The sequence below is a fragment of the Halobacillus sp. ACCC02827 genome (genome assembly GCF_030291935.1).
Lineage (GTDB): Bacteria > Bacillota > Bacilli > Bacillales > Halobacillaceae > Halobacillus.
This window is the reverse complement of record NZ_CP128168.1, coordinates 1,884,696-1,904,721: the sequence shown is the minus strand read 5'-3', so window position 1 is coordinate 1,904,721 and position 20,026 is coordinate 1,884,696. Positions and strand designations below refer to the sequence as shown.

Sequence of the window (20,026 nt, the reverse complement as noted above, 5' to 3'; positions counted from 1 at the left end):
ATCAATGTCTGACATCCAATTACAACCGACGGATAAGAAAATTATCGGAGAATTAAATGTCCCCGGCGATAAGTCCATTTCCCACCGTTCTGTTATATTTGCTTCGCTCGCCGAGGGCACATCGAAAATCACTAATTTCCTGACAGGGGAGGACTGTCTGCGCACGGTGCAGGCATTTCGTGATATGGGAGTAGAGATTGAGCAGGACGATGGTTCTTTGACGATCCATGGAAAAGGAATCGCAGCGTTGCAGGAGCCGGTCGTTCCGATCAACTTTGGCAATTCCGGCACAACTGCAAGATTGATGAGCGGCGTTCTTGCAGGACTTTCGTTCTTCACGACGGCGTTTGGAGATGAGTCTCTTTCCAAACGTCCGATGGATCGTGTCGCTGTTCCTCTGCGCAAAATGGGAGCCAGGATCAGCGGAAGAAATAAGGGAGGCCTTCTCCCACTTGCTTTTGATGGAACGTCCCTGCAAGGATATGATCATAAGCTCACCGTTAAGAGTGCACAGGTTAAATCCGCCCTCCTGCTTGCCGGCATGCTTGCAGATGGGAAGACTACGGTGACGGAAATTGGCGAAACAAGGAATCATACGGAAATGCTGCTTCCGGAGTTTGGTGTCGATGTAGAGGTGGATGGCCGTACAATCTGCATTACTGGAAACCAGCAGCCAACAGCTGCTGATGTTAAGGTGCCCGGGGACATCTCTTCTGCTGCATTCTTCATTGTAGCAGCTGCCCTTCTGCCCGGCAGTGATCTTGTTATAAAGAATGTAGGCTTAAACAATACTAGAAACGGCATTGTTCAAACCATGCAGCAAATGGGGGCGGACATTCGGGCGGATGTCCACACGCATATCGGTAAAGAGCCTGTTGGTGATGTCTACATCAAAGGAGGTTCGCTGAAGGGTATAGAACTCGGTGGACAGCTTATCCCTAATGTTATTGACGAGATTCCGATTATTGCACTCGCGGCTACACAGGCGGAGGGTACAACCATCATTAAGGATGCAGAAGAGCTTCGCTTTAAGGAGACGGACAGAATATCAGCCGTAGCTGATACGTTGAACACTCTTGGGGCTGATGTTGAGACGACGGAAGACGGATTGATCATCCATGGAAAAGGGAAATTATCCGGGGGAGTGATTCATTCTTACGGGGACCACAGAATTGGAATGATGGGGGCTGTCGCATCTCTTGTAAGTGAACAGGCGGTCACTATTCAGAATAAAGACTGCATCAATATATCATACCCGAATTTCTTTGAGCATTTAAATCAGTCGCTTAAGTAAATTAACTTCATAGTTTTGATATAGCTCTCATACGATATAAAAAGCCTAGTTGGAGGTTTGAATCGTATGGGAGCTTATTGGTTTAGCGGATACGTAAAAAGGGCGAAAGGTCCGCCTGAACAAGAGGAGTGGGCAGTGAATCAAGCGAAGTTCACAAAGAACCGTACAGGTCCCCTATCTTATCGACAATTGGATGTAAAGGACTTTCTTATCACCCCCGGCCGTGTACGGATCGACAGGGAAGAACGAATCGAGACGTCCAGCAGTCCTTATGCCACCGCAGAATCTTACATAAAAAGAGGCTGCACGCTTTTACTCACACAGCACCTAGTGACTAGCTTACGTCACTACAAAGTACAATATGAACAGTTTTTAAAGAAACTAAGGAAGCTTCCTGTAAATTTCATGGTGCTCCCTGTCGTTCCGGTAAAGCTTTTGCGTCCAGAGGTCATCCGCTTTTTCTCAAGAAAAGGCAGCCCCTTTTTATGTATCAGAATCAAGTCGAGAGAAGAGTTGCTTGACGTGTGTTGGGAATGGATTGTGCAAGCGCAGAGTTACAGACGGATGCCGCTATCATTAATGGTCGAAGAAGGCCGAGATGCGTCGAACTTCTATGAGGAATTGTGGTCTTCACTTACAAGACAATATGGTATGATTAAATTAACAGATATCCCGGATGGAGAAGAAGTTTCCGTACAAAACCTTAGAGACAGCGGTATTTACCCGCTCAGGGGGGATCTATTGTCCGGAGGAAGCGCAGATTACAATCTTTATTATAGGAAATCAGTCCAAACGTTTGATGATGACGATGATTTCCGATATCATGATTCTGTTCCGGATGTTACAGTTATGAACGGAAGTGTGGTGCAGGTGCAGCAGAACATTGTACCCCACACGCCCGGTACCCATATAAAAGTGAAGATTCACAAGCATTTTGTTTGAGATGGAAAGGATGTCATCATGGAGGAAATACAAAAAGCAATCCGTCAAATGGAAGCGCATAAGACGGAAGACGCGATAAAGACACTGACCAACTACCTGCCGGAAGCGGATGAGGAGGAACGCTTCACCATTGCAGAGCTTTACATGCAGTGGGGAATGCTTGAAGAGGCCAAACTGGTCCTTCATGAACTCATTCAGCGCTATCCGAAAGAACTAGAACTGAAAGTGATGATGGCGGAGATCCATATTGACCTCGAGGAAGACGATGAGGCAATAGAAATTCTGAATCAATTCGGCCCGGAAGATGAAGACTATTTACAAGCGTTAGTACAGCTGGCGGATCTTTATCAGGCGCAGGGACTCTTTGAAGTAGCCGAGCAGAAGCTTCTGGCTGCCAAACAAGTGGAACCCAACTCGGCAATCATTGATTTTGCTCTTGGTGAATTGGCCTTTTCAAACGGTGAATACTCCAAGTGTATCCCCTATTACGAAAATGCCATGCATCATCAGCCTGTCATAGGGGACATTGAAGTCGCCACAAGATTGGCAGAAGCCTATGCAGCGAACGGCGAATTTGAACAGTCTCTGGAATTTTTCCAACAGGTGGAAGAAGACAACCCTGATGTAATGTTCCGCTACGGGTTTGTAGCCTTTCAGGCGAACCGAAACGACATTGCGATCCACGTCTGGGAAGAATTGATTGAAAAAGACGCTTATTTCCAGTCGGTCTATCCGCTGCTCGCCCAAGCCTACGAAGCAGAAGGAATGCCTGCTGAGGCACTGGAAATGGCTAAAAAAGGTCTGGCTAAGGATGAATTCAACAAGGAACTCTACCATTTGGCAGGCACATTGTCCCATCGTCAGGGAAATAAGGCAGAGGGCTATAAATGGATGAGAGAGGCCGTCGCTCTCGACCCAGGATATAAAGAAGCGGTTTTATTCTTAATCGAGAACTATAAAGCCGACGGTGATTATGAAAATATTATTGATTTAATCAATGAATTGATTGCGCTCGGAGAAGAAGACCCGAACTATCTATGGGAATTGGCACAAGCATATGAAGAGGAAGAACGGTTTGAAGATGCCTATGAACAATACAACCAAGCCTATCCTTCCCTTAAAGAAGACACGGACTTTTTGAAGGCTTATGGATACTTTCTTGTGGAAGACGGGAAAATGGAAGAAGGAAAGAACGTATTGGAAGAATACCTCAAGCACGATCCTGCTGATACAGAGATGGAAGATTTCGTGGAGCGGTTAAAGGAACGATAACAAGATGGATTAATAAAGCGCAGGAGGGGCGCCTATGCAAACACCGATTTCTGTGGATGAGAAAAAAGATTTTGTCCGCTGGTTTTTGAACCACTTTCAATTAAAAAAGAGAGAAAGCGTCTGGATTCTGAATTATTTGATGAACCATGAGTCTCTTTTATCCAGTGTCCATTTCGTCCAGGAAGTGAAGTTTTGCCCCCGTGGGATGGAGATCAGTGCTCAAGGTGTGTCGGACCCGCCTTTCCGTTTTTATAAAGGTCAGGTGATGACGAACGATGCCGAGAAATCTTTTCATGACCTCAGGATGAATCAGGGAGAGCCTGTCTACATTCAAATGAATTTCGAGAATGCTCAGCAATGCTCTAAGTATGCGTTGGTTCTAGAAGAGAATCCGTACCTTCCGAAAGATTACTATTTAAACGACCGTGATAAGAACGAAGCGGAACAGCTGCTGTCCTTGAGCCTGCTCAACTACCGCAGAAAAAGTATTGAGCATCGCATTGACCAGGCGTTGATCGCAGGGGAGAGAGAAACCTTTCAGGAATTGTGTGTAAAACTGGAACAGGTGAAGCAGGATTTAAATACATTTATATGAAGGAAAGAGGGGGAGCTGCACCGGCTGCCCCTCTTTTTTTGCTTGGATCGGAACTTCCATATGATTCTGAAAAATGAATGCGCTTGCGCTTTCCAGGATGTATAGTAAAATAGAGGAAAAGATACATAGTATTAGGAAAGGGAATGAATGATGCGCTGGACAAAAGCAGATACTACACAGTACTTACCGGAAAAGCAGTACATCGACACCGTCCTTATTCCATTGATTCCATTTGACCCGTCTTCGGACGGATCGATGACGGAGCAGGCTTTTCGCAGGGAGCTTACCCAACTGTTTACAAACTTCATAGAGAAAGAATACCACGGGCGGATCTTTCTTGCTCCCGACTATCATTACTTAAGCAATACCCATGAAACCGAGTGGGAGCGCCTGAATCAATGGATAAGTCATTTTAATACACAGCCATTCCAACATGTTTTCCTGTTTACATTTGATAGTAAATGGAGAAAATATGAGGCGAAGCTTAATGGAAAGCTGCTCTGGATTCCTGGAATGAAAGAGGGCGACATCCAATCGAAAGAAACGCAGTCCTTTGTTAAGGAACAAGCCCGTCAGATCAATGAATTAATCCAATATGACTGGCAATTATGAAAAGTTTGACTAGACTGGATATTTTATTGACCGGGCTATAAGATTGCGCTATCATTGGAAATGTCAGTAAAACGGTGTGGAAAATCCATGTTGCATGGATGAAAAGAGGGGGGAAAGGAATGAGTGATAAGAAACGGGTATCCCGTCGTCAGTTTCTCAACTATACATTGACAGGTGTAGGCGGTTTCATGGCGGCAGGAATGCTGGCACCGATGGTGCGGTTCGCCATCGATCCTGTGCTGAAGACGAAAGAAAGCGGCGACTTCATCTCCGTTGCTTCCGTCGATGATATCACGAATGAACCGCAGCGTTTCGAATGGTCTATTGACCAAGTGGACGCCTGGTATGAATCAGAAGTACAAAAAACCGCATGGGTGTACAGAGACGGAAACGATGAAATAATAGCGCTTTCTCCAATTTGTACGCACCTTGGCTGTACGGTGGATTGGGCTTCCAACGAACAATATCCGAAAGAATTTTATTGTCCGTGCCACGGTGGACGATATACAAAGGATGGCGTCAATGTGCCCGGCACACCACCAACTGCTCCACTCCCAATGTTTGAACACAAAGTGGAAGAGGGCATGCTCTACTTGGGCGAAGCAAAAGACAGAGGGGGTTCATAATCATGCTGCAGAAAATTTATGATTGGGTGGACGAGCGTGTTGATGTAACCCCGTTGTGGAGAGACATTGCCGACCATGAAGTACCCGAACACGTTAACCCGGCCCATCACTTTTCAGCTTTTGTTTATTGTTTCGGCGGTCTGACATTCTTCATTACCGTCATTCAAATTTTATCTGGAATGTTCCTGACGATGTATTATGTTCCCGATATCGAGAATGCCTGGAAATCCGTATACTATCTTCAGCGTGAAGTCGCATACGGGCAGATTGTCCGCGGTATGCACCACTGGGGTGCGAGCCTTGTCATCGTCATGCTGTTTTTACATACGCTGCGGGTTTTCTTCCAAGGAGCATACAAAAAACCGCGTGAGTTGAACTGGGTAATTGGTGTACTCTTGTTCTTCGTCATGCTTGGCCTCGGCTTTACCGGATATCTGCTTCCATGGGATAACAAAGCGTACTTCGCAACACAGGTTGGATTGGAAATCGCTGCAGCAACACCATTCATCGGAGATCAAATCCGCACACTGCTAGCGGGAGATCCGGACATCGTCGGTGCCCAAACGCTTACACGATTCTTCGCGATTCACGTATTCTTCCTTCCTGCAGCTTTATTCGGATTAATGGCCTTCCACTTCATTTTAATCCGGAAACAAGGTATTTCAGGGCCACTATAAACGTTTTTTATTAAAAAGGAGGGATAGCTGTGCATAGGGGAAAAGGGATGAAGTTTGTCGGTGATTCACGTGTCACTGCCGAGAAGAAAGCCAACCTGCCTAAAGATTATTCCGAGTATCCCGGTCGTACGGAAGCTTTCTGGCCGAACTTCCTTTTAAAGGAATGGCTCGTCGGATCCGTCTTCCTTATCGGCTTTTTGATATTGACGGCTGCTCACCCGTCACCGCTCGAGCAGCAGGCAGACCCGAACAACGCTGGTTATATTCCTCTGCCTGACTGGTATTTCCTGTTTTTATACCAATTCTTGAAGTATCAGTACGCAGGCGGAGATTATATTGTGATCGGAGCAATCGTCATACCCGGTCTTGCTTTCGGAGCACTGCTCCTCGCGCCATTTCTTGACCGCGGACCTGAACGTCGTCCACATAAACGCCCGATCGCTGTCGGGCTGATGCTCATCGGATTCATTGCTACGTTCTGGCTGACATATGAATCTGTTACGCATGCCGATTACGAGATGCGTGCGGAGAAATATGGTGTTAATATAGAAGCAGTCGAGTCAACGATTGACAAATCAGATCCGGGCTATGCCGTGTACGAAGCGAACTGCCTGAGCTGTCACGGAGACGCGCTTCAAGGGCAGGGGAACTACCCTTCCCTCATTGATGCGGAGCTGACGGTGGATCAGGTGAAAGACATCGCCGTTAACGGTAAAGGCGAAATGCCTGCTGGTATTTTCGGCGGCACGGATGAAGAACTGCAGCAGCTCGCTGAGTTTGTCGTTTCTGCCGGTTCCGGTGAAGGCGGCGGATCGGAGGAAGAAGGATCTGCTGAAGAAGATGCAGCGGAGTCGGAGGAAGGTGCGGATGACGCTTCTGAAGAAGAAGGATCCGCTGATTCTGAAGAGGCTGCAGAGGAAGAATCATAACTAAAGAACCGATCTTTTCGCCGCGCTTATATAAGCGCGGCTTCATCTATGTAAGGAGGCACCACGAACATGAGAAGTCTTATTTCCTATGTATTAACGAGTCGTTCTTTTCTTATCCTTTTATTTGTAGTTAATTTATTCGGAACGATTTATGGATTTATTTGGTACGAACCACAGTTGTCCATCACAGAACCTAAGTTCCTGCTTTTCGTTCCTGACAGTCCTACAGCAAGTATGTTCTTTACCATTTTTCTTGGGTTTTATCTTTTCGGGCGAAACGTCCCGTATATAGAGGCCCTTGCGCTTATTACCTTAATGAAGTACGGCGTCTGGGCTGTCATCATGAATATACTGACGATGATGGAATATGGTTCCCTGCCGTGGACGGGATATATGTTGATCATTTCTCACAGCGCTATGGCTGTTCAGGGAGTTCTGTATGCCCCGTATTACGCAATTCAGCTCAGACACCTGGCTTTCGCCGCTGTGTGGACACTCCATAATGACGTCATTGATTATGTTTTTGAACAAATGCCGATTTATCCGGCAATTGTCGAACATATGAATGAAATTGGCTATTTTACGTTTTGGCTGAGCATTTTGTGCATAACACTCGCATACATACTGACGCAAAGGCATAAACCAACGGTCTAAAAAGCTCTTCTCTCACATACGTTTTAATTAAGACTTCAGTGGGAGGGGAGAGCTGGATGGGACGGGCATGGAGCATAATATTAATCGCTTCCCTTATCTTTTTATTTCCGGTGGCTGTTCATGGAGAGAAAACGGTGGATCTTTCTGTTTCTTTAGACGGTTTTGTGGAGCAGTATGAACGGTTAGTCTACGACGGGAAAGAGGAGCTTGCGGAAGAGCTCTTGTATAACCGTTTCGCTGATATGGAAAACTATATGAAGACAAGATCTATGGAAGAACAGTTCGTTTGGTCCACAGTCCTGGATCGCGTTAACAAAAGGATGTCCGCTGAGGAACTGAAAACGATCGTTAAAGCTTTTGAAACCCTCTCTTCCCAAAAGTCCGGATCTGATATGGATATGATGGAAGAACTTCATTCGTTTGCAGATCGTGCTTCAGACCTGAATATTCCGGCAGCCGTCCTTACGTATGAATGGGAAATGCACCGTCCTTATTACGAAGAGATCCTGGGGCAGGAGTCCGTCTCCATCATTACCAACAGCTTAAGCAGTATGACAGGTGGGAGTATGTCGGCAAGGGAGAAGCTGTTGGCTGAGCTTAACTATATAAAAGCAGAGTCTCCCAAAGAAGACGGGTTCATGCTTGCGATTGGCGTTGTCGGTGGATCGATCCTTGTCACCTTAACCTATGTCGCCATTCGGAAACACCCCTCACGTTCAAAAAATAGACACAACCTTAGAAGGCAAAACAGTTGATTTTGTCCGACATTTTGACTAAAATTGACCTAAGCTAATACATCCAAGATGGAGGAGTGAACCATGAGTTTTCTCATTTATTTCGCCCTGATTCTGATCATTCCGATCTGGGCCCAGTCTAAAGTTAAAAGTACGTACAAAAAATACTCAAAAGTACCGACATCATCCGCTATGTCCGGAGCAGAAGTCGCACGAAAGATATTAGATGACAACGGTTTGTATAATGTCGCTGTCGAAGAAGTACGTGGACAGCTGACAGACCATTATGATCCACGTTCGAAAGTTATCCGTCTGTCCACAGATAATTTTCATGGACGTTCCGCTGCAGGCGCTGCTGTTGCCGCTCACGAAGTAGGGCATGCCATCCAGGACGCTCAGGATTACGCGTTCCTGCGTTTCAGAAGCGCGCTTGTACCTGTGGCGAGTTTCGGTTCCAACATCTCCATCTTCTTAATTATCGGTGGTTTTCTTCTTGGTATGATGCAGCTTGCTGTTGTGGGGATCATCTTCTTCGCAGCTGCCGTGTTGTTCCAATTGGTCACGCTGCCGGTCGAATTTGACGCATCAAATAGAGCGATGAGTCAACTCGTTTCCACCGGCATTATCCGTAATGATGAAGAACGGAAGACGAAGAAAGTATTGAATGCTGCTGCGATGACTTACGTCGCTGCTGCACTGGTCGCACTCGCTGAATTGCTGCGATTCGTCTTCATGTTCGTAGGTATGAACGAAGAATAAAACGAACCCCCTCGGATCCCGAGGGGGTTTTTTGTGTTTTTATTCAATAGGGTTTTTATTCTCATCCAAGGTGAATCCTTCTCCCATGACATCGTGTACATGATTGACTGCGACGAAGGCGTGCGGATCAATGTGGTCTATGATTGATTTCAACCGTACGATTTCGTTTTTGGCAATGACGCAGTACAGGACATCGCGCTTGGCGCCAGAGAATGAACCCCGGCCTTCCAGTACCGTTACACCTCTGTCCATTTCTTCCATGACACGTTTCGATATTTCCTCGCTTTTCTCGGAAATAATGGTCGTCCCTCTTGCAGCATAGGCACCTTCTTGGATGAAATCAATGACCCTGGCACCTATGAACACGGCCAGTAGAGTGTACATGCCGCGGATATGGTCCAGGTAAGTAAGGATCGAGACAAGGATGACGACCGCGTCGAAGGCGAACATTGCCCGTCCCATACTCCAGCCGAAATATTTATTGATCAGGCGGGCAATGATATCCACCCCTCCGGTCGTTCCCCCGTATCGAAAGATGATTCCGAGCCCGATTCCTATGAAAACCCCTGCAAATAAAGCCGCAAGTGTCATATCAGACGATAAAGGGATATCGATCATATACAATTGGGAAATTTTAATGAAGACGGATACAGCGACGATACCGATTAAAGAGTAGTAAAACGTGACTCTCCCCAAGCTCTTCCAACCAATGATAAGGACTGGAATGTTGAGCACAATATTCATGACGGCCGGGTCCCAATTAAACAGATAAAGAAGGAGCAGAGTAATCCCTGTGAAACCACCTTCTCCAAGCTGATTCTGAATATTAAAGTGGACCAGCCCAAATGAGAAAACAGCGGAACCGATCAAAATAAACAGGATGTTCTTCAAGCGCAAACCGAAAACTTTCAAACGACCACCTCCATAAAATCTGTCCATTTTCCATTATAGTTATAGTGTCGACAGCCGGCAATAGTGTATGGTCTTGTAGAAAAGCTAAATGATTTGTCAAAAGCCGTCCTATTGGCTAACATTTAGAGAGAGTTTATACTAGAAAAGAGGGGTTTCATGGGCAATTACACGACGAATGATATTCAGGAACGTGTGGACCGTTACATATCGCAATTCAAAGAGGGCTATTTTTCGCCGCTTGCTCTTCAGGCACGATTAACGGAAGAGGTCGGAGAGATGGCGAGGGAGATTAACCACAGGTACGGAGAAAAGCCGAAAAAAGAGACGGAAGCGGATAAAGCACTGGAAGAAGAGCTTGGAGATGTACTTTTCGTATTGACTTGCTTCGCCAACTCTCTAGATATGGATTTGTCAGAAGCGTTTGAACGATCCATGAGTAAAATCGAGACGAGAGACAAAGATAGATGGACAAGAAAAGAAGGGAGTTCTGGACATGAATGAAATCAAAGTAATCGTTGCAGGACCGCGTGGCAAGATGGGGAAAGAAGCTTTGCAAATGATTGAAAAAGAGGAATCGCTCATCCTTGCTGCCTGTATCGATCGTAAGAATGACGGCATGCGGGTAAAAGAGATTAAAGGACTGACTGAATCGGAAGCGCTTATTTACACCGATGCGGCCGTCTGCCTCGCAGAAACAGATGCGGACGTACTTGTGGATCTGACAACGCCTGAAAACGGGTATAAGCACACGAAGCTGGCGCTGGAGAACGGTGTACGTCCGGTTGTAGGAACAACAGGCTTCACGGAAGAGGAGCTCCGCGAACTTACGGCGCTTGCAGAAAAGAATAAAATTGGTGCGGTCATCGCTCCAAACTTTGCCATTGGAGCAGTTTTGATGATGCAGTTCTCTAAATGGGCGGCCAAATATTTCCCTGATGTGGAAATTATCGAAAAGCACCATGATCAAAAACTTGATGCACCTTCAGGGACGGCATTGAAAACGGCGGAGCTCATTAAAGAAGTGAGAGAGGCTCACAAACAGGGACATCCGGAAGAAAAGGAAACGCTGCCTGGTGCCAGAGGAGCAGATGTTGAAGGTATGAGGATACATAGTATGCGCCTGCCGGGCCTTGTGGCGCATCAGGAGGTGACTTTTGGAGGGCTTGGAGAGACGCTTACCGTCAAGCATGATTCCATACATCGGGAATCTTTCATGAGTGGTGTTAAACTTGCCTCCGAAAAGGTAATGGAACTGGATATGCTTGTGTACGGTTTAGAGCATTTACTTGACTGAAGAGAGGGAGAAGGACAGATGAAAATCGCGTTGATCGCTCACGACAAGAAAAAGAAAGATATTATAGAGTTTGCGGACCGATACAAAGAGGTTTTAAAGAAACATGATCTTTATGCGACAGGGACGACCGGGATGCAGATCCATAGTGAAACAGGACTTGAAATTACACGTTTCCAGTCCGGACCCCTTGGTGGCGACCAGCAGATCGGTGCGAAAATTGCGGATGAAGACATGCATATGGTTTTGTTTTTCCGCGACCCTTTGACAGCTCAGCCGCATGAACCGGATATAAGCGCTCTTCTACGTCTTTGTGATGTTCACCAAATTCCCGTAGCAACGAACCGAGCAGGGGCAGACATTATGATCCGTGCGCTCGACCATGAAGACTTTGAGTGGAAAAGCATCATAGAACACAACAGAAAACAGGAGTGAGCAGGTAATGGCTAAAATAGGAATCACATGTTATCCCACGGTTGGTGGCTCGGGGGTAATTGCGACAGAGTTAGGTAAACTTCTGGCAGAAGAAGGCCATGAAATCCATTTTGTCGCATCTCAGGTCCCCTTCCGGCTGAACAGGGTGTATCCCAATATTTACTACCACGAGGTGGAGGTCAGTAATTATCCCGTTTTTCAACATCCACCCTATGATTTAGCGCTGGCTGCCAAAATGGCCGATGTTATAAACAGGGAAGAATTGGATATCCTTCACGTTCATTATGCCATGCCGCATGCCATTTGTGCTATTTTAGCCAAACAAATGTGTCAACGGGATGTTAAGATTATTACCACGCTGCATGGAACGGATATTACGGTACTCGGTATTGATTCCGCTTTAAAACAGATGATTAAATTTGGTATTGAAGCGTCCGATCGAGTAACAGCCGTCTCCCACAGCCTTGTGGAGCAAACGAAAGAAATGATTCAGACAGACCGTAATATCGACGTCATCTATAACTTCGTAGATGAACGGGAATATCATAGAAAAGACAATTTCGGCTTGAGAGAACAGTATGGGATTAAAGAAGATGAGTCCGTTCTCATTCACATCTCAAACTTTAGAAAAGTCAAACGTGTACAGGATGTCATACACACCTTTGCTGAAGTGGCAGCGGAACGTCCGGCTAAACTGCTTCTTGTAGGGGACGGTCCCGAGTATTCCGACTGTCACCAGCTCGTCAGAGAGTATGAATTGGAAGAACAGGTCCTTTTCCTTGGAAAACAGGATAACGTCAGTGACCTGCTTTCCATTTCCGACCTTAAATTGCTCCTGTCAGAAAAAGAAAGTTTCGGGCTTGTTCTTTTGGAAGCGATGGCGTGCGGGGTACCTTGCATCGGTACCAATGTCGGGGGTATACCGGAAGTGATCACCCATGGTGAAGCCGGCTATGTGACGGAACTTGGAAATATCGAGCAGATCGCGCACTTCGCCAACAGAATTCTGGAAGACCGCGAGCTTCATCGATCCATGTCAAAGGAAGCAAAGCGGCTGGCTCAAGAGAAGTTTGCAACGAAAACGATACTTAGACAGTACGAAAACCTCTATGAACAGGTGTTGAAGGATGAGTAGGAATTCTATTTTCCGTGAGGCATTCGAGGTTTTGGCTGAAATAGAAGCGGCTGGAGGAGAAGCCTATGTCGTTGGAGGTGCAGTCAGGGACTATTTGAGTGGTCGTCCTGTAGGGGACATCGATATAGCATCATCAGAACCACCGGAACGGATTCAGGAGATTTTCGACAAAGTGATACCGGTCGGCGTCGAACACGGAACGGTCATCGTCCGCTACCGGTCTGAATCTTATGAGGTGACAACGTACCGTAAAGAAGCAACCTATTCCGATTTTCGGCATCCGGATGAAGTGACGTTCGTGCGCTCCATTTCCGACGATCTTGCCCGCAGGGATTTCACAATTAATGCAATGGCAATGGATCGACATGGAACAATTATAGATCCATTCAACGGGAGAGAAGCTGTAGACGCTAAACGGATTGAGGCTGTTGGAGATCCTGTCCAGCGTTTTCGGGAGGACCCTTTACGGATGATGAGGGCTGCCCGGTTTCACAGTCAGCTTTTGTATACGCTCGATAAGAAAACAGAGGATGCATTGAAGAAAGAAGCATCGATGCTCCGTCACATATCCATTGAGCGAATTGCGGAAGAAATGAGAAAGCTGTACGCCGGAGAAGGTTATAAAGAATCGTTGCAGCTGTTGGAGCGTACCAGCCTTAAGCAGGAGCTTCCAATCCTTCAGGGTATGGAACTTTCTACTATTATCCCTTCAGGCAGGCTTGTCAGCTGGGGGGAATTGGCGGCATTTCTATGTTTGAGGTCTCCAGAATGCACACCGGCAAAATTCGTCAAGCAGTGGAAACTCTCTAACCGGATCCGCCGGGAAGCAGACCAATTGACGGAGGCTTTTTGCACTTATCAGGAGCAGAACGCCATCCGCCCCTGGCTCGTGTACCGTCTTCCTTTCGAGTTGTTTCCATCTTTCAGTAGACTGGCAGCGGCAGAGGGGACGGCACAGGAGCAAAAGGTATTATCCGATCTCCATGCTCTTTATGAAGAACTCCCAATTAAAACGCTGAAGGAAGCAGCTTTTCAAGCGGAAGATCTAATTGCAATGTTCCCGGACAAAAAAAGAGGGCCGTGGATTGCAGATAAGATGAAAGCGATGGAGTACGAGATTGTTACAGGTAAATTGAAAAATGAATACGACGCGATAAAGGAGTGGGCTGTGTCATGGAATCCACCCGTAAACGACTGATCCGTCTGCTGGATCAAAAAGAGGGCTACATTTCCGGTCAGGAGCTTTCCGAGCAGCTGGCCATATCAAGGACTGCTGTTTGGAAGCATATGAACGAATTGAAGAATGACGGATACGAAATTGAAGCGGTGCAGAAAAAGGGATATAAAATTGTTTCGTCGCCGGATAAGATCAGCGGCAATACCCTCCAATGGGGACTTGATACCAAATGGCTTGGTCATGAACTGCATCATTATGATCAAGTGGAGTCCACGCAGGACGTCATACATCAAATGGCTAAACAAGGAAAACCTCATGGTACGGTTGTGATCGCGGATGAGCAGGTGAAAGGAAAAGGACGGATGGCTAGAAATTGGTATTCTCCGAAAGGGAAGGGGATATGGATGAGTATCCTTCTAAGACCCGATCTCCCACCTGTACAGGCACCACAGCTGACTTTGCTTGCAGCAACCGTGTTGGCTAAGATGGTCGCCGAACGATCCGGTCTTGAGCCGAAAATCAAATGGCCGAACGATCTTCTGATTAATCATAAGAAGGTGTCCGGTATACTAACCGAGATGCAGGCGGAACAGGATACAATCCAGTATATCGTTCTCGGGATGGGGATGAACGTCAACCAAAGTAGGGAAGAAATACCGGAAGAACTTCATCATAAAGCGACATCACTGCGAGTGGAAGCAGGAGAGGAATGGGACATTCAAACCACCATCCAGCATATTCTGCACTTGTTGGAACAGTCATACGAAGAGTTCCTGAAGTTTGGGTTCGACCGTGTCAAAAAAGAGTGGGAGCATTATGGATACCGGATCGGGGAGGATGTGACCATTTCTACGATGAAGCGGACGTGGGAGGCAGTGCTTGTCGGCATAGAACCGGATGGAGCTCTGCTGGCCAGAGACAAGGAAGGAAAAGAAGAAAAACTTTATTCCGCTGAAATTCATTGGGGAAAGGGAGGTTATCATGCTTAACAAAAGTCATTTTCTGCAGATGAAGAAAAGTCAGGAGAAGATCGCCATGGTTACAAGCTATGACTACCCTTCCGCTAAGATGGCGGAAGATGCCGGTTCCGATATGATCTTAATCGGAGACAGCTTGGGGATGACCGTCCTTGGCTATGATTCTACAATTCCAGTAACGATGGATGATATGATCCACCACGGAAGGGCCGTAGCCCGTGGTGCAAAAGATACATTCAAAGTAATCGATATGCCGTTTATGTCTTACCACATTTCTAAGGAAGATACGTTGAGAAATGCCAAACGGTTATATCAAGAGTCGGGCGCACAGGCGCTGAAGCTTGAAGGCAGCGGGGAAGTGTCGGAAGCGATGAAACTTCTCATCCGAGCAGGAATCCCCGTAGTCGGGCACATTGGGCTTACTCCTCAGTCGGTCAACGTTCTCGGCGGCTACAAAGTCCAAGGGAAAAATTCACAGGATGCTTCCCGTATACTCGAGGAAGCTTTGGAGATTGAATCAGCAGGTGCAATGGCTTTTGTACTGGAGTGCGTGCCGCGGCAGCTTGCAGCGTTCATCACGGCTAAACTCTCCATACCTACAATCGGTATCGGGGCAGGGGTGGATTGTGACGGTCAGGTCCTTGTCTATCATGACCTGCTCCAGTACGGAGTGACACGCCTTCCTAAATTTGTGAAGTCCTATATGGACAGCAATCAGATTCTTGGAGAAGCGCTCCATTCCTATGTGACGGAAGTGAAAGAAAAAACGTTTCCAGAAGAGAAACATACATATACGATGGATGTTTCGGACTTACCGGAAGATTAAGGAGAAGCAGTATGGATGTTTTGAATCGAATCAGTGACGTGCAGTCGAAGGTGGAAGGTTTTGTTAAGAAAGGGAAGACCATCGGGTTCGTTCCGACGATGGGTTATCTGCATGAAGGACACCTACGTCTTTTGCAGAAGGCAAGGGAAGAAAACGATATCGTCCTGTTGAGCATTTTCGTAAACCCACTTCAATTTAATGAAGCGGAAGACCTTGCCGGTTATCCTCGGAATGAAGAGCGCGATGCAGCTCTGGCTGCAGAAGCCGGTGTCGATCTGTTATTTATGCCAACCCCGGAAACCATGTATCCCGAAACACCTTCCATTCGAATGGAAGTGACAAAACGGACGGATGTCTTATGTGGAAAATCCCGTCCCGGGCACTTTGACGGAGTGGTGACCGTCCTTACAAAGCTGTTTCATATTGCAAGGCCTACAAAAGCATATTTTGGAATGAAGGACGCCCAGCAGTATGCAGTGGTGGATGCACTCGTCCATGATTTTAACTTCCCGATACAATTGGTTCCAGTTCCAACGGTGCGGGAGAAAGATGGGCTTGCGAAAAGCAGCAGAAATGTTAATCTTTCGGAAGTGGAAAGGCAGGAAGCCCCAGCTATCTATCAAGCCCTCCTGAAAGGCAAAGAAATGATATTGAACGGCGAGGTGGAAAGTGCTCCTGTGCTGAATGCAGTCCAGGAGTTTCTTGAGAAACGAACTCGTGGTAAGATAGATTATATTGAATTATTGTCCTATCCGGAACTGGAGCCGGTTAAGGCTGTTAACAGACAGGTTATACTTGCGGCGGCAGTCTTTTATGACCAGGCACGTTTGATCGATAATATTGTTTTTCGACCGGACCGGGGATAAGGACAGGAACCAGGGGGAACAGAGCATGCTTCGAACGATGATGAAAGCCAAAATACATCGGGCCCGCGTAACGGAAGCGAACTTAAATTACGTCGGCAGTATTACGATTGACCATGATTTGTTGGATGCCGTCGGGATCTTGCCACATGAAAAGGTCCAGGTGGTGAATAATAACAATGGAGCCAGATTGGAAACCTATGTAATTGCTGGAGAGCGCGGATCGGGTGTGATTTGTTTGAACGGGGCGGCGGCAAGGCTTGTTCAAAAAGATGATATTGTAATTATCGTAGCTTATGCGATGCTTTCGGAAGAGGAGCTAAGCAGCTTCCGTCCGAAAATCGCGTTAATGGATGCGGATAACCAGATTCAACAAGTAGTGGATGAAGAGCCACCGTTACAGGCAATACCTTTATGAACAGATACCAGGAAGAACATGGGATCTTTGCCGATTAAGATAGGTGAGGGTCCTTGCTTTTTGTGAACGAAAGTAGGGGATGACATGACTACATTTGCAATCGTAGATTTAGAAACAACAGGAAACGCAGCTTCTAAAGGGGACCGGATTATCGAGATAGGGGTCGTGGTCGTCACGGAAGAGGGCAGAACGTTGGAGGAATTTTCCTCCCTTGTTTATCCAGAAAGAGAGATCCCTCCTTTTGTATCTTCCCTGACAGGAATTAAGGAAGAGGATGTCCTGGAAGCCCCGCTGTTTTCAGAAATTGCAGAGGATATTCATCCTCTTTTTGACCATGCCTACATAGTAGCGCACAATATTGAGTTCGATTTAGGCTTCCTTAACGACGAATTTAAACGATGCGGACTTCCGCCACTACATAACCCGATCATCGACACGGTGGAGTTCGCCAGACTTATGCTTCCCACATCCCCGACATTCAAACTGGGTCAGCTGGCTGAACGTCTTGGATTAGGGCATGACCGCCCTCACAGAGCACTATCCGATGCTCAGGTAACATCTGATTTACTGCTCTATTTATTGGGGCAAATGGAGGGTTTACCTGAAAAGACGCTCGATCACCTTATAAAGGTGGAACCAAAGCTTAAAAGTGATTTTCGGCCGTTTTTAATAAAATATATGGAAGGTAAGCGGTACGGACGAACTGTTAGTCGGGAATTCGACATCCATCACGGGATTCCCATCCGGAAACAGCTGCAGAGGAGCACCGATGTTTCTGGAACGCGCCTTCTGGATTTCCGTAATTGGAAGAACCAGGTCTACGAAGGGAATGAAGGATTGAAGAGCATCGTTCAGGGTTATGAAAACCGTGCTGGTCAAAAGGAGATGACCGACCACGTTTATCGTGCGCTGGAGAATAAGAGGCACGCAATTATAGAAGCCGGGACTGGGACGGGAAAATCCGTTGCTTATCTGCTTGCTTCTGCCTTTCATGCCTTAAAAGAAGAGAAACGAGTTGTCATCACAACGTACACGACCTCCCTTCAAAAGCAGCTGCTTGAAGATGAAATCCCTAAAATTGAACGGATGTTTCCAAGGCCTCTGAAAGCCGTTCTCTATAAAGGGAAAGGGCATTATATCAGTCTCGTTCATTTTCGTTATGAACTGGAGCATTCGAGTCAGGACAACTATGATATTGCTCTTACTAAAGGGATGATTCTCGTATGGCTGACACGGACGCGCACTGGTGATGTAGATGAAATTCAACTCCCTTCCAATGGAAGACAGTTTTGGCATAAAGTTTCCGCTGAGCAGTCATCGAAGAATGTGCAATTGGGCTACATAGATGATTCCTTCTTTCAATGGGCGCAGAAAAGGGCTTTGGAAGCGGATTTGATCATTACGAACCATGCTTTGTTTTGTATGGATATGGTCAGGGAAGACCCTGTGTTACCGGAATATTCGTGCGCTGTCGTCGATGAAGCCCACCACTTGGAGTCGGTGGCAAACCGTTATTTCGGAGTTCGGATGGATTACAAAGAACTGCAGCGTCATTTGAGTCAATGCGGGGAGATATTCCAAAAGGGCATGTACCGACCGTGGAAGCTTCCAACCGGCTTTTCTCAACACTTGCGTAAAGGCCAGTACGCTGTCGATGAGGCCAAAGAAGAATTGAGTCAGCTGTCCAAATATATACACCAGAATGTAAAAAAAGAGAAGCGCTCCGATAAGGGAAGAAGCGATGTAGGAAGAATGCAGTTTCTGCTGCAGCCTTCGGCATTGCCGTCTTTTATTACAACAGCGAAAGAAATGTCCCATCGTTTTCTTGCTGCCGTTCAGAAAATGGTCGTTCAAATGTCAGCTATGGAAGAGAAACTTGCCACTCTTCTTTCCTTGAAAGAAGATAATGGCATTCCCGTGGTCATTACTCGGATACAAACCCAGCTGGAATTGTGCAGGACGGTCCGTTTAGAGCTGATTCATTATTTCGACTTGGACCAAGACGAAGTGAAATGGATTGAAATTGAAGGGGAAGGTGCGGCAAACTCCATCTATCTTTTCAGTGAGCCATTTGACGTAGCCGGGTTACTCCAAAGGAAATTGTTCCATAAAAAAGAGAGTGTCGTTTTAACGAGTGCGACGCTCGCCACCGATCATTCCTTTGACTATATGAGGCGTTCCCTTGGATTGGATTTAAAGGAAACCATGGAAGTCCAGATTCCTTCTCCTTACGATTACCGCAACCAAGTTCAAGTAATGGTACCGAACGATTTCCCAAGTGTAAAAGACGATCCTGAATCGTTCATTGAAGCAATCAGTGAAGCCGTGTATTCTATCGCGCAGGTGACCAAAGGCAGGATGCTTGTCCTCTTCACCTCCTACGATATGTTGAAGAAGACCTACCTGCTGCTTAAAGAATTTATTGATCCCGAAGAATTCATGATTTTTGCTCAGGGTATTTCGAGTGGGAGTCGTGACAGGCTTAAGAAAAACTTCCAGGCGTTCGATCAATCGATTCTGCTCGGTACGAGTTCTTTCTGGGAAGGGGTGGACATCCCCGGTGATGATTTATCTTGCGTCATGATGGTCAAGCTGCCATTCCAACCGCCTGATCAGCCTGTGCAGGCGGTTCGGAAAGACCGTTTCAAGAAAGAAGGGAGAAACTCCTTCATGGAGAAATCTCTGCCAAACGCCATTATTCGATTCAAGCAGGGATTCGGTCGTTTAATTCGAAGTGACAGCGACAGAGGAATCATCTTCATCTGTGACCAGCGCCTTATGGAGGCCAAATATGGAAAACACTTCCTGGACTCGCTCCCGGAGGTGCCGGTAAGTTATCAATCCACACGTCAGCTCATTGATAAAATTGAAAATTGGTTGTAATAAGCGCAGAACAAA

General features: G+C 46.6%; 22 protein-coding genes. 21 read left to right on the top strand and 1 reads right to left on the bottom strand.

Annotation, left to right across the window (positions count from 1 at the left end; genetic code table 11):
• The first annotated feature begins 4 nt into the window (after positions 1–4).
• The 11 genes from aroA (at position 5) to QRD89_RS10070 (ending at position 9,094) form a co-directional block, all read left to right on the top strand.
• Complete coding sequence (aroA, locus tag QRD89_RS10120) at positions 5–1,294, top strand: 3-phosphoshikimate 1-carboxyvinyltransferase (RefSeq protein ID WP_286095178.1); 1,290 nt, start codon at positions 5–7, stop codon at positions 1,292–1,294.
• A gap of 135 nt (positions 1,295–1,429) precedes the next feature.
• Complete coding sequence (locus QRD89_RS10115) at positions 1,430–2,236, top strand: hypothetical protein (RefSeq protein ID WP_286095177.1); 807 nt, start codon at positions 1,430–1,432, stop codon at positions 2,234–2,236.
• An 18-nt stretch (positions 2,237–2,254) separates the two neighbouring features.
• Positions 2,255–3,508: a tetratricopeptide repeat protein gene (locus QRD89_RS10110; protein ID WP_286095176.1), complete on the top strand. Its 1,254-nt coding sequence runs from the start codon at positions 2,255–2,257 to the stop codon at positions 3,506–3,508.
• A 34-nt stretch (positions 3,509–3,542) separates the two neighbouring features.
• On the top strand, positions 3,543–4,103 hold the full coding sequence (locus QRD89_RS10105) for a ReoY family proteolytic degradation factor (protein ID WP_008638541.1): 561 nt from the start codon (positions 3,543–3,545) through the stop codon (positions 4,101–4,103).
• A gap of 147 nt (positions 4,104–4,250) precedes the next feature.
• On the top strand, positions 4,251–4,715 hold the full coding sequence (locus QRD89_RS10100) for a DUF2487 family protein (RefSeq protein ID WP_008638539.1): 465 nt from the start codon (positions 4,251–4,253) through the stop codon (positions 4,713–4,715).
• Between the two features lie 119 nt (positions 4,716–4,834).
• Positions 4,835–5,341, top strand: a complete 507-nt coding sequence (locus tag QRD89_RS10095) for a QcrA and Rieske domain-containing protein (protein WP_008638537.1) — start codon at positions 4,835–4,837, stop codon at positions 5,339–5,341.
• Between the two features lie 2 nt (positions 5,342–5,343).
• Positions 5,344–6,018 carry a menaquinol-cytochrome c reductase cytochrome b subunit gene (qcrB, locus tag QRD89_RS10090; protein ID WP_008638535.1) on the top strand — a complete coding sequence of 225 codons (675 nt, stop codon included), beginning with the start codon at positions 5,344–5,346 and terminating at the stop codon, positions 6,016–6,018.
• Positions 6,019–6,047: 29 nt separating this feature from the next.
• Positions 6,048–6,947 (top strand): menaquinol-cytochrome c reductase cytochrome b/c subunit, encoded by a 900-nt coding sequence (locus QRD89_RS10085; protein ID WP_008638533.1) that lies wholly within the window; start codon positions 6,048–6,050, stop codon positions 6,945–6,947.
• 69 nt (positions 6,948–7,016) lie between these two features.
• On the top strand, positions 7,017–7,601 hold the full coding sequence (gene lhaT, locus QRD89_RS10080) for a lipoprotein heptaprenylglyceryl N-acetyltransferase LhaT (protein ID WP_008638531.1): 585 nt from the start codon (positions 7,017–7,019) through the stop codon (positions 7,599–7,601).
• 56 nt (positions 7,602–7,657) lie between these two features.
• A complete protein-coding gene (locus QRD89_RS10075; protein WP_026577360.1) occupies positions 7,658–8,356 on the top strand; it encodes a hypothetical protein in 699 nt (232 codons plus the stop codon).
• Positions 8,357–8,419: 63 nt separating this feature from the next.
• The gene (locus tag QRD89_RS10070) at positions 8,420–9,094 is read left to right on the top strand and encodes a zinc metallopeptidase (RefSeq protein ID WP_008638529.1); all 675 of its coding nucleotides are present in this window, start codon (positions 8,420–8,422) and stop codon (positions 9,092–9,094) included.
• A 39-nt stretch (positions 9,095–9,133) separates the two neighbouring features.
• Here QRD89_RS10070 and QRD89_RS10065 read toward each other — a convergent pair whose 3' ends face one another.
• The gene (locus QRD89_RS10065) at positions 9,134–10,033 is read right to left on the bottom strand and encodes a YitT family protein (protein WP_035387989.1); all 900 of its coding nucleotides are present in this window, start codon (positions 10,031–10,033) and stop codon (positions 9,134–9,136) included.
• 129 nt (positions 10,034–10,162) lie between these two features.
• On the opposite strand from QRD89_RS10065, the gene QRD89_RS10060 reads away from it, so the two are divergent.
• The 10 genes from QRD89_RS10060 to dinG all read left to right on the top strand — a co-directional run bounded on the left by QRD89_RS10060 (position 10,163) and on the right by dinG (position 20,011).
• Complete coding sequence (locus QRD89_RS10060; RefSeq protein ID WP_008638527.1) at positions 10,163–10,507, top strand: nucleotide pyrophosphohydrolase; 345 nt, start codon at positions 10,163–10,165, stop codon at positions 10,505–10,507.
• Positions 10,500–11,300: a 4-hydroxy-tetrahydrodipicolinate reductase gene (gene dapB, locus QRD89_RS10055; protein WP_026577361.1), complete on the top strand. Its 801-nt coding sequence runs from the start codon at positions 10,500–10,502 to the stop codon at positions 11,298–11,300. Before QRD89_RS10060 ends, dapB begins: the two co-directional genes overlap by 8 nt.
• An 18-nt stretch (positions 11,301–11,318) precedes the next feature.
• Positions 11,319–11,732, top strand: a complete 414-nt coding sequence (gene mgsA, locus QRD89_RS10050; protein ID WP_008638525.1) for a methylglyoxal synthase — start codon at positions 11,319–11,321, stop codon at positions 11,730–11,732.
• 7 nt (positions 11,733–11,739) lie between these two features.
• Positions 11,740–12,867: an N-acetyl-alpha-D-glucosaminyl L-malate synthase BshA gene (gene bshA / locus QRD89_RS10045; protein ID WP_008638524.1), complete on the top strand. Its 1,128-nt coding sequence runs from the start codon at positions 11,740–11,742 to the stop codon at positions 12,865–12,867.
• Positions 12,860–14,065 (top strand): CCA tRNA nucleotidyltransferase, encoded by a 1,206-nt coding sequence (locus QRD89_RS10040; RefSeq protein WP_286095175.1) that lies wholly within the window; start codon positions 12,860–12,862, stop codon positions 14,063–14,065. The genes bshA and QRD89_RS10040 overlap by 8 nt, the downstream gene beginning before the upstream one ends.
• On the top strand, positions 14,041–15,033 hold the full coding sequence (locus QRD89_RS10035) for a biotin--[acetyl-CoA-carboxylase] ligase (RefSeq protein ID WP_286095174.1): 993 nt from the start codon (positions 14,041–14,043) through the stop codon (positions 15,031–15,033). The genes QRD89_RS10040 and QRD89_RS10035 overlap by 25 nt, the downstream gene beginning before the upstream one ends.
• Positions 15,026–15,847: a 3-methyl-2-oxobutanoate hydroxymethyltransferase gene (panB, locus tag QRD89_RS10030; RefSeq protein WP_286095173.1), complete on the top strand. Its 822-nt coding sequence runs from the start codon at positions 15,026–15,028 to the stop codon at positions 15,845–15,847. The genes QRD89_RS10035 and panB overlap by 8 nt, the downstream gene beginning before the upstream one ends.
• Positions 15,848–15,858: 11 nt before the next feature.
• The gene (gene panC / locus QRD89_RS10025) at positions 15,859–16,713 is read left to right on the top strand and encodes a pantoate--beta-alanine ligase (RefSeq protein WP_008638516.1); all 855 of its coding nucleotides are present in this window, start codon (positions 15,859–15,861) and stop codon (positions 16,711–16,713) included.
• 25 nt (positions 16,714–16,738) lie between these two features.
• Positions 16,739–17,128 (top strand): aspartate 1-decarboxylase, encoded by a 390-nt coding sequence (panD, locus tag QRD89_RS10020; RefSeq protein WP_026577365.1) that lies wholly within the window; start codon positions 16,739–16,741, stop codon positions 17,126–17,128.
• An 84-nt stretch (positions 17,129–17,212) separates the two neighbouring features.
• Positions 17,213–20,011 (top strand): ATP-dependent DNA helicase DinG, encoded by a 2,799-nt coding sequence (gene dinG / locus QRD89_RS10015; protein WP_286095172.1) that lies wholly within the window; start codon positions 17,213–17,215, stop codon positions 20,009–20,011.
• The last annotated feature ends 15 nt before the right edge of the window (positions 20,012–20,026 follow it).